The 8,319-nt window shown below is 71.3% G+C and carries 7 protein-coding genes and 2 pseudogenes; 8 read left to right on the top strand and 1 reads right to left on the bottom strand.

The features are described 5' to 3' along the window. The first annotated feature begins 20 nt into the window (after positions 1-20). From IPI43_29715 to IPI43_29735, 5 genes are all read left to right on the top strand, one after another. Positions 21-932: a hypothetical protein gene (locus tag IPI43_29715; protein ID MBK7778241.1), complete on the top strand. Its 912-nt coding sequence runs from the start codon at positions 21-23 to the stop codon at positions 930-932. A gap of 223 nt (positions 933-1,155) precedes the next feature. After that, positions 1,156-1,401: a hypothetical protein gene (locus tag IPI43_29720; protein ID MBK7778242.1), complete on the top strand. Its 246-nt coding sequence runs from the start codon at positions 1,156-1,158 to the stop codon at positions 1,399-1,401. A gap of 339 nt (positions 1,402-1,740) precedes the next feature. After that, the gene (locus IPI43_29725) at positions 1,741-1,920 is read left to right on the top strand and encodes a hypothetical protein (GenBank protein MBK7778243.1); all 180 of its coding nucleotides are present in this window, start codon (positions 1,741-1,743) and stop codon (positions 1,918-1,920) included. Beyond that, positions 1,917-2,153, top strand: coding sequence for a hypothetical protein (locus tag IPI43_29730; protein MBK7778244.1), 237 nt, complete (start codon positions 1,917-1,919; stop codon positions 2,151-2,153). Before IPI43_29725 ends, IPI43_29730 begins: the two co-directional genes overlap by 4 nt. 141 nt (positions 2,154-2,294) lie before the next feature. Then, positions 2,295-3,320: a PglZ domain-containing protein gene (locus tag IPI43_29735; GenBank protein MBK7778245.1), complete on the top strand. Its 1,026-nt coding sequence runs from the start codon at positions 2,295-2,297 to the stop codon at positions 3,318-3,320. Here the strand turns inward: IPI43_29735 and IPI43_29740 are convergent. Further along, a complete protein-coding gene (locus IPI43_29740; GenBank protein MBK7778246.1) occupies positions 3,281-3,853 on the bottom strand; it encodes a hypothetical protein in 573 nt (190 codons plus the stop codon). The two genes, IPI43_29735 and IPI43_29740, sit on opposite strands and share 40 nt — an antisense overlap. A gap of 259 nt (positions 3,854-4,112) precedes the next feature. Here IPI43_29740 and IPI43_29745 point away from each other — a divergent pair, with 259 nt between their 5' ends. From IPI43_29745 to IPI43_29755, 3 genes and pseudogenes are all read left to right on the top strand, one after another. Next, positions 4,113-4,298 (top strand): hypothetical protein, encoded by a 186-nt coding sequence (locus IPI43_29745; protein MBK7778247.1) that lies wholly within the window; start codon positions 4,113-4,115, stop codon positions 4,296-4,298. After that, positions 4,295-5,624, top strand: a pseudogene (gene brxD, locus IPI43_29750) (BREX system ATP-binding protein BrxD). The gene IPI43_29745 and the pseudogene brxD overlap by 4 nt, the downstream one beginning before the upstream one ends. Continuing rightward, positions 5,621-8,319, top strand: a pseudogene (locus tag IPI43_29755) (DEAD/DEAH box helicase). Before brxD ends, IPI43_29755 begins: the two co-directional pseudogenes overlap by 4 nt.

Consider the following 8,319-nt stretch of genomic DNA (forward strand, 5'->3'; position numbering starts at 1 on the left):
CCACCTGAGCTTCGCTCGGCGTGGCCCTCGGTCGCTTCGGCGCCGCCGGCTCCCCGCAGGAGGGCATCCTGGACCCGGCCACCGCGGACCTCTCCACGGCCTTGCCGCACGGCCTCCTCTTCCTCGACACCACCCTGGCCGCAGCCGAAGACGGGGACCTCCGCGACAGCCTGGGCCACCCCGCTGCAGCACCGCTGCTCACCGCCTGGGCCGAGCACCGCGGGGCCATCGACACCAAGCGCAGCCTGCGCGAGTGGCTGGCGACGGACTTCTTCAAGGACGTGCACAAGGGCATGTACGAGAACCGGCCCATCCACTGGCCGCTGTCGTCCGCGAACAAGACCTTCGTGGCCTGGGTGAACATCCACCGCATGAACGACCAGACGCTCCGCGCACTGCTGGCCGACCACCTCCTGCCCACGCAGGCGCGCATGGACGGCGAGCTGAACGACCTGCGCGCCGCGCGCGACGGGGCCGACAAGAAGGCCGCGCAGGCCGCCGAGAAGCAGTACAGCAAGCTCCTGAAGGCGCGCGAGGAGCTGGTGCAGTTCATGGCCAGCGTGACGCAGTGCGCCGACCGCGGCGCGCCGCCCACGGACCCGAAGTGTCCCGCCGCGCGAGCAGGACCAGCGCTACGCCCCCAACCTCGACGACGGCGTGATGATCAACAGCGCCGCGCTGTGGCCGCTGCTCGAGCCGCAGTGGAAGGACCCGAAGAAGTGGTGGAAGGAGCTGAGCGGCCCGAGCGGGCGCAAGGACTACGACTGGGCCCACCTCGCGCTCCGCTACTGGCCCACGCGCGTGGACGCGAAGTGCCAGGCGGACCCCTCGCTCGGCGTCGCCCACGGCTGCTTCTGGCGGTACCACCCCGAGCGCGCCTGGGCCTGGGAGCTGCGCCTGCAGGACGAGATCGGGCCCGACTTCCGCATTGAAGAGGCCCCCTACCGCCCTGGCGGGCCTGGTGACCGCCGGTGGGCGGTGACGGCGACCGGCCGCACCGCGCCGCGTGGCTGCGCGACCACCCGGACGAGGCGCTGGCCGCCATCGAGAAGGAAGCCATGCGGCGCATGGGCCGCGGCAACGAAGCTCGTGCTGGCGAGCTGTCCATCCTCTGGACCGGGGCTCTGGAGCGGGCATCCAGACGCGCTGTGGGCCATGGAGCTGCGCCTGTCCGAGAAGCAGGGCGCCGAGCTCCGCATCCTCGCCCCCGACGAGCCCGAGGCGCGCGCCAACTTCGAGGCGCGCACCCTCGACTGGTGTTGGACCGCGCCGAGCTTCCTGAAGGGCCTGGTTCCTTCTCCAGAGCTCTTCGACTTGTACGACGAGCGGACAGATGACGACGACGGCGACGCGTCCGACGAGGACGAGGACGCCGCCGAGGCGAGGAGGGACGACGCATGAGCGCAGTTCAAGCCCAAGGCCCCAGGCGGGTCATGGGCCCCGTGTCCGGCCGCGCTCGAGGCCGACCTGCGCGACTGGGTGCAGCGCCAAGGCGTCGTCGTCTGGCTCGACCTCGGCGGCCACTACACGGACTTCGTGGACCGGCTGGAGGCGGCCCGGGCGGCGGGTGACGCTGAGCTACGAGGTCCGGGCGTTTCGCGGGGAGTCACCTCGCGCTCATGATGGCCCTCGACGGCGTCGCGGCGGGCACGGAGAAGGTGCCCTTGGTCATTCACCTCCCGGGGTTCACCGAGGACAGCGTCCCGCACACGCCGCTCTCTGGAGCTGTCCGCGGCGGGCGTGCGCTTTCGCAAGGGTCTCAAGACGCTGGTGACCGAAGCTGCCGCGGGGCGGGTGCACCCCGACCAGATTGCGGCGTTCGTGGACCAGCCCGGGCTCAGTCTGGCCGGCGCCGACGCCTGGTTGAGCGCGCAGCTGAGCCGCGGGAGGGGGGGCTCGGCGCGCAGCTCCGCGCCATGAAGCCCACGGCGCTCTTGGACGACCTCCTCTCCACCGGCTTCTTCGCCGGGCACGTGTGGGCGCAGAGGACCAAGGAGGTGCTGCTGGAGCGCCTCGCCGCGTGGACCGGGCTCCCCGGCCTGGCGCGCCACCACCTGCCGCCCGCCACCCTCGCGCCGAGGACGTCGCCTTCGCGGCCGCCAGCTGGGCGCTCTGCGTCGAGTACGTGGACGACCTGCGACGTGCGCCCGTGAGCGCCCACCTCGCGACCGCCGGCGCCCTCCCTCGTCCGGTGATCGACACCTGCCGACGCGCTGCGCGCGCACCTGCGCAGGCGCCACGCCACGTTCTACCAGCGCACCGCCGACGAGACCGAGGCGCTGCTGAGCGACGAGGTGAAAGCCGCCAAAGCCGAGGACCTCGGCAAGGTCGACACCTTCCGCTTCGAGGAGGACAAGGTCCTGAAGGCGGCGCTCGCCGCGCTCGAGAACGCGGCCTGGAGCCCCGACGCTCGAGTGGGCGAGCACCGGGTGGACCCGAAGCCCGGCTTCGGGTCGTTCTGGCTCCAGGAAGACCCGACGCGCCAGTCGGCCTGGCAGCTGATCGGCGCGACCGCCAAGCCGGGCGCGGCCGGCGGCGCGCTCGGGAGCCTCGAGACGGCGGTCGACGTCTACGTGCAGCGCGGGGCCGCGGTGGACGAGGCGCACCGGCACCTTGAGCAGCAGCGCGTGACCTTGCTGTACCCGCAGGTGCCCGAGTTCGAGACGCTGCGCGCACGCCTAGACCAGCTGCGGGTAGCCTGGCGCACCTGGGCCGACGCCTGGGCCGTGGACTTCAACGCGTTGTGCAAGGTCCACGGCTTTCTTCCCGGGCCCGGGCTCCAGCAGCGCACGCTCTTCGAGGACGTCGTGCGGCCCATGACCCAGGAGACCGGGCCTACCGCGTACTTCGTGGTGGATGCGATGCGCTTCGAGATGGGCGTCGAGCTCTTTCGCGAGCTCGAGGGCACGGCGGCCACCACGGTGCTGCTGAAGGCGCGCCTCTCGGAGCTGCCCTCCGTGACCGAGGTGGGCATGAACGTGCTGGCCCCGGTGGCCCACAACGGGCGCCTGCAGCCGAAGTTCGACGCCACGCTCAAGATCGCTGGGTTTCAGGCAGGCGAGTTCCGGGTGACCGGCCCCGAGACGCGCAAGCGCGCCATGCACGACCGCGTGGGGCGCGACCTGCCCCTGGCTCACCCTGGCCGAGGTGCAGCCCGCGACAGCACCTCGCTCAAGCTCACGGTCGCCGCGCCAGCCTGGTGGTGGTGCACAGCCAGGAGATCGACAACGCTGGCGAGAAGGGCGTCGGCCCGACCGTGTTCGACAACGTCATGCGCCAGCTACGAGCCGCGTGGCGCTTGCTGCGTGACGCTGGCGTGAAGCGCTTCGTGTTCACGAGCGACCACGGCTTTTTGCTGCTCGACGACAATGCGCTCGCGGCGCAGCCGCACGGCCGCAAGATCGACCCGAAGCGCCGGCACGTCTTCTCGAGCGTGGCTGCCGACCACACCGGCGAAGTGCGCGTGGCCCTCAGCGACCTCGGCTACGACGGGGTGAGCGGCCACGTGATGTTCCCGGAGTCGACGGCGGTCTTCGACACCGGCCGACGCAACATGAGCTTCGTCCACGGCGGCAACAGCCTCCAGGAGCGGGTGATCCCCGTGCTGACGGTCGTCCACCGCTCGGCGGCCGGCGGCACCACGCTCGAGTACCGGGTGAGCGCCACGCAGCTGGACGACGTGGCCGGCATGTACTGCGTCGAGGTGAAGGTGGCCGTCTCGGCGCAACACGCGCTCGACTTCGGCAGCCCCAAGGAGCTCGACCTGGCCCTCCGGGCACTCGACGCCGAGGACGTGCAGGTGGAGATCTGCCAGGCGCGCGGCAAAGCGCGCATCTCGGGTGGCGCCGTGCACGCGACCGGTGGGCGAACGCTTCGAGCTCTTCTTCCGGCTCACCGGGCCCAGACACCCGGGTCCCGGTCGGAGCTCCATCACCCGAGCGCCGTCGCGGAGGTCGCGACGTGCGTGCCGCACGCCCGCTTCTCGGTGGTGGGCCCCGGCTCTCAGCGCCGCCGCCCCCGGCCCGCGGCGCGCGTCGGGGCCTCGCCAGCCGCACGCCCCAAAGGTCAGCTCGGCCAGGCTGGCTGGACGCTCCGAGGGCGGCGTCCGCCAGGTGTTCGAGCACCTCTTGGCCCACGGCACGGTCACCGAGCCAGAGGCCGCCGCCATGCTGGGCGGCCCCCGGCGGTTCCGGCGCTTTGCGCGCCAGTTCGAGGACCTCGCCCAGAAGGCGCCCTTCGTGGTGCGCATCGCCGAGGTGGCGGGTGTGAAGCGCTACGTGCGCGAAGGAAACGGATGACGATGCTGAGCCAACGCGACACCGAGCACGTATTCGAGTCCCTGCGGAAGGGCCTGGTGCCCGAGCGCGGCATCAGCACGTTCGCTGTCGGGATCGACAAGCAGCGTGGCGAGATCCAACGGCAGCTCGAGCTCGCCGAGAACCGCGAGGGCACCATCAAGTTCCTGCGCGGCGGCTACGGCTGCGGCAAGACCTTCATGGCCCGCCTGGCGCTGCCTCGACGCGCAGGAGCGGGGCTTCGCGGCCAGCTTCGTCGTGGTGTCGGACAACGACCTGCGCTTCCACCGCTTCGACGACGTCTACCGCAAGGTCGTTACCGAGCTGGCCACGGCGACGTGCCCGCGCGGCGCGCTCGGCGACATCCTCGACCGATGGATCGGCAAGGTCGAGAGCGCCTCATCGCGGCGGGCGCCGACGAGGGCGCCCCGACTTCGACGCCAAGGTGCGCCAGCGCCTGGACGAGGACCTGGCCGCCATGACCGGCGGCCAGGCGCCCCAGGACTTCGTCCGGGTCATCCAGACCATCTTCCGCCTGAAGCAGAAGGGCAAGGTCGCCGAGGCCGGCGCGCTCATCTCCTGGCTGTGCGGCAGCGGCAATGTGGCGGCGGCGGCGAAGAAGGCCGCCGGGCATCAAGGGCGACATCGGCAGCCGCGACGCGCTCGTACCTGCGGGGCGTCCTCGAGATCGTGAAGGCCGCGGGCTACGCGGGGCCTCGTCATCGTCATCGACGAGGCCGAGACCATCCTGCGCATGCGTTCGGACTCGCGGCACAAGTCGCTCAACGGCATCCGCCAGATCGCGGACGACGCCAGCGGCTACCCGGGCTGTTGTGGCTGTTCACCGGGACGCCGGACTTCTTCGATAGCCGCCACGGCGTGCAGGGGCTCGGCGCCCCTGCACGACCGCATCCAGTTCATGGCCAGGGGGGCTTCGCGAGCCTGCGGCAGCCGCAGCTGGAGCTGGTGCCCTTCGACGCGGAGCGGCTGCGCGCGGTGGCGGTGCGCCTGCGGGAGCTTTTTCCGACAGCCGACCGGGCGCGGCTCGAGCAGAAGATCAGCGGCGAGTTCATCGAGCGCCTGGTGGCGCAGGTGACTGCGGGCTTCAAGGGCGACGTGGGCGTGGTGCCGCGCCAGTTCCTGCGCGCGTTCGTGACGCAGATGGACCTCGTGGAGGAGAACCCCGAGTACGACCCCATGACGGCGCACGGCTTCGAGCCCAGCGGGCTCAGCGACGAGGAGAAGCACGTGCTGACGGGGGTGCCGCCGGCTGCGCCCGACGAAGACGGCGAGGGGGACGGGCCCGTGCCCTTCGAGGACGTCTGGTGAGCGTCTTCGCCCGCTTCTCGCCGCGCCTCCAGGAGGCCATCGTGGCGCGCTTGGGGTGGAGCAGCCTGCGCCCGGTCCAAGAGCTGGCGGGCGAGGCGCTCTTGGCGGGGCACAACGCCGTCATCTTGGCGCCCACGGCCGGCGGCAAGACCGAGGCGTCCATGTTCCCGACGCTCTCGATGCTGATGGACGAGCAGCCGGTGGGGGTGGGGGCGCTCTACATCGCGCCCATCAAGGCGCTGCTCAACAACCAGGCGGAGCGGCTGGGCACCTACACCGAGATGGTCGGCTTGCGGCGTTTCGTGTGGCACGGCGACGACACCGCGTCGCACCAGCAGACGTTCTTCAAGGAGCCGGCCGAGCTGCTGATGACCACGCCGGAGTCGCTCGAGGTGATGCTCGTGTCGCAGCGGATGGACGAGCGGAAGATCTTCGGGGACCTGCGCATCGTGGTCATCGACGAGGTGCACGCGCTGGCCGGCACCGACCGTGGCGCGCACCTGATGAGCGTGCTCGAGCGCCTCGCACGGTCAGCCGGCACGACGTGCAGCGCGTGGGGCTGTCGGCGACCGTGGGGAACCCCGACGCCATCCTGGCGTGGCTCAAGGCACGTCAGGCGCGAGGGCGGGTCGTGGATCCCCCCAAGGTGCCGGGCAAGCGCGAGCTGCTCGTGGTGCACCGGCCGGACCTCGCGCGCCTCGCCCATGAGGCAGCGCGCAAAGCCCGCGGCCAGAAGAGCCTGTTCTTCTGCCAGTCGCGCGCCACCACCGAGGCCGTGGCCGAGCACATGCGCCGCGCCGGGACGAGCGTCTTCGTGCACCACAGCGCCGTCTCGACCGAGGAGCGCCTGCTGGCCGAGGAGCGCTTCCACCACGGATCCGACGCCTGCATCGTCTGCACCTCGACGATGGAGCTCGGCATCGACGTCGGCGACCTCGAACCTGGTGCTCCAGTCCGAGGCGCCCGACACGGTGAGCTCGTTCCTGCAGCGCATGGGCCGCACGGGGCGGCGCGAAGGCAAGGCCGCCAACACCACGTTCTTCTGCGAGACCACCGAAGGGGTGCTGCAGGCGCTGGCGCTCACGCAGCTCGCGAAGCGGGGCTGGGTAGAGTCCGTGCCCGTCGAACAGCGCTGCTGGCCGGTGCTGATTCACCAGCTCCTGGCCATGTCCCTGGCCCAGAACGGCATCAGCACCGAGGACGCCTGGGCGCACCTGTCGTCCGTTCCGGACTTCAAGGGCATTCACCGGGCCGAGTACGACCGCCTGCTGCGCTGGATGCTGCGCGACAACGCGCTCCGATTGGTGAGCGGCAAGCTGGTGCTCGGTCCGAAGTCCGAGAAGCGCTTCGGCCGCAAGAACTTCATGGAGCTCTTCGCGGTGTTCTCGACGCCGCAGACCTACACGGTGCAGACGGGCACGGGGCAGGCTCTCGGCACGCTCAGCCAGGGCTTCGTGGACCGCCTGGCCGAGGGGGTGAGCAGCTTCTTGCTGGGCGGCCGCGCCTGGGCCGTGGTGCGCGTGCAGCACGACGACCGCCGCGTGGTGGTGCAGCCGGCGCCACGCGGAAAGCAGCCCACCTGGGGTGGGTTCCTGCCGCAGTTCCTAGGCTTCGATGTGTGCCAAGAGATCCTGCGCATCGTCCTGAGCGACGAGGCCTTCCCCATGCTGGACGAGGCCGCCGCCACCGTGCTGGCCGAGCACAGGAAGAGCATGCGCGAGGTGGTGGACTCGCAGCGGGGGGGCATCGAGTACGCGGACGGCGAGATCCGCTGGTGGACCTTCGCGGGAGGGCGCATCAACGCGACGCTGCGCTACGCGCTCGAGGCCGTGGGAGGCGACTGGAAGGTCATCCCCGACAACTTCCTGATCAAGGTGCGCGGCGAGGACCTCGACGAACGGCGCTTCGCTGCCGCCGTCGCCAAGCTGGGTGAGCTCGAGCTGTGGGAGGACGAGCGCATCTGGGCCGAGGTGGCCGAGGGCCTCCCCAACTACCGCCTGAGCAAGTTCCAGCCGCTCATGCCGCCGTGGGTGGAGCGCGAGGTGGTGGCCAGCTACCTCATGGACGTGGGCGGGGCCTGGCGCTGGTTGTCGGGCGAAGACACCGACATGCGCCGCGTCCCCCGCGGCGTGAGCGTAGCGACGGCCCAGGACGAGGAGCGCGCCGCCCGAGGCCCCGAGCCCGAGCTCAAGCTGCCGAGCATCGCTCGCGACACCAGCCGGCCGCTCGTGTGGGTGCGCAACGTGGACGAGCTTCGCGAGGCCGTCGATGCGCTGATGGAGGAGCCCGTGGTGGGCCTCGACGTCGAGACCACGCTGTCCGACCGGGCGCTCTGCCTGGTGCAGCTCGCGGGGCGCGAGAAGACCTACTTGATCGACGCGCTCGAAGTGCCCGACCTCGAAGCGCTGGGCGCGCTGCTGGGCAACACGAGCGTCACCAAGGTGATCCACTACGCCGCGTTCGAGCGCTCGGTGCTCGGCCGCCACGGCTTCGTGATCGAGCCCGTGGTGGACACCCGCGACCTGTCGCGTGCGCGCCATGGCGTGGACGCCGACGGCGGGCACACGCTCCGCCAGGTGTGCGCCCGCGAGCTGCAGCTCGACCTCGACAAGCGCGAGCAGACCAGCGACTGGACGCAGCGACCGCTGAGTGACCGCCAGGTGGCGTACGCCGCGCTGGACGCGGAGGTGCTGCT

Source organism: Sandaracinaceae bacterium (assembly GCA_016706685.1).
Classification (GTDB): domain Bacteria; phylum Myxococcota_A; class Polyangia; order Polyangiales; family Houyiibacteriaceae; genus JADJJE01.

What these genes read in the sequence shown, in the direction of transcription:
- IPI43_29720 (MBK7778242.1), top strand. Translation starts at nt 1,156, where the DNA reads ATGGAGCTGCGCCTGTCCGAGAAGCAGGGCGCCGAGCTCCGCATCCTC.
- IPI43_29730 (MBK7778244.1), top strand. Translation starts at nt 1,917, where the DNA reads ATGAAGCCCACGGCGCTCTTGGACGACCTCCTCTCCACCGGCTTCTTC.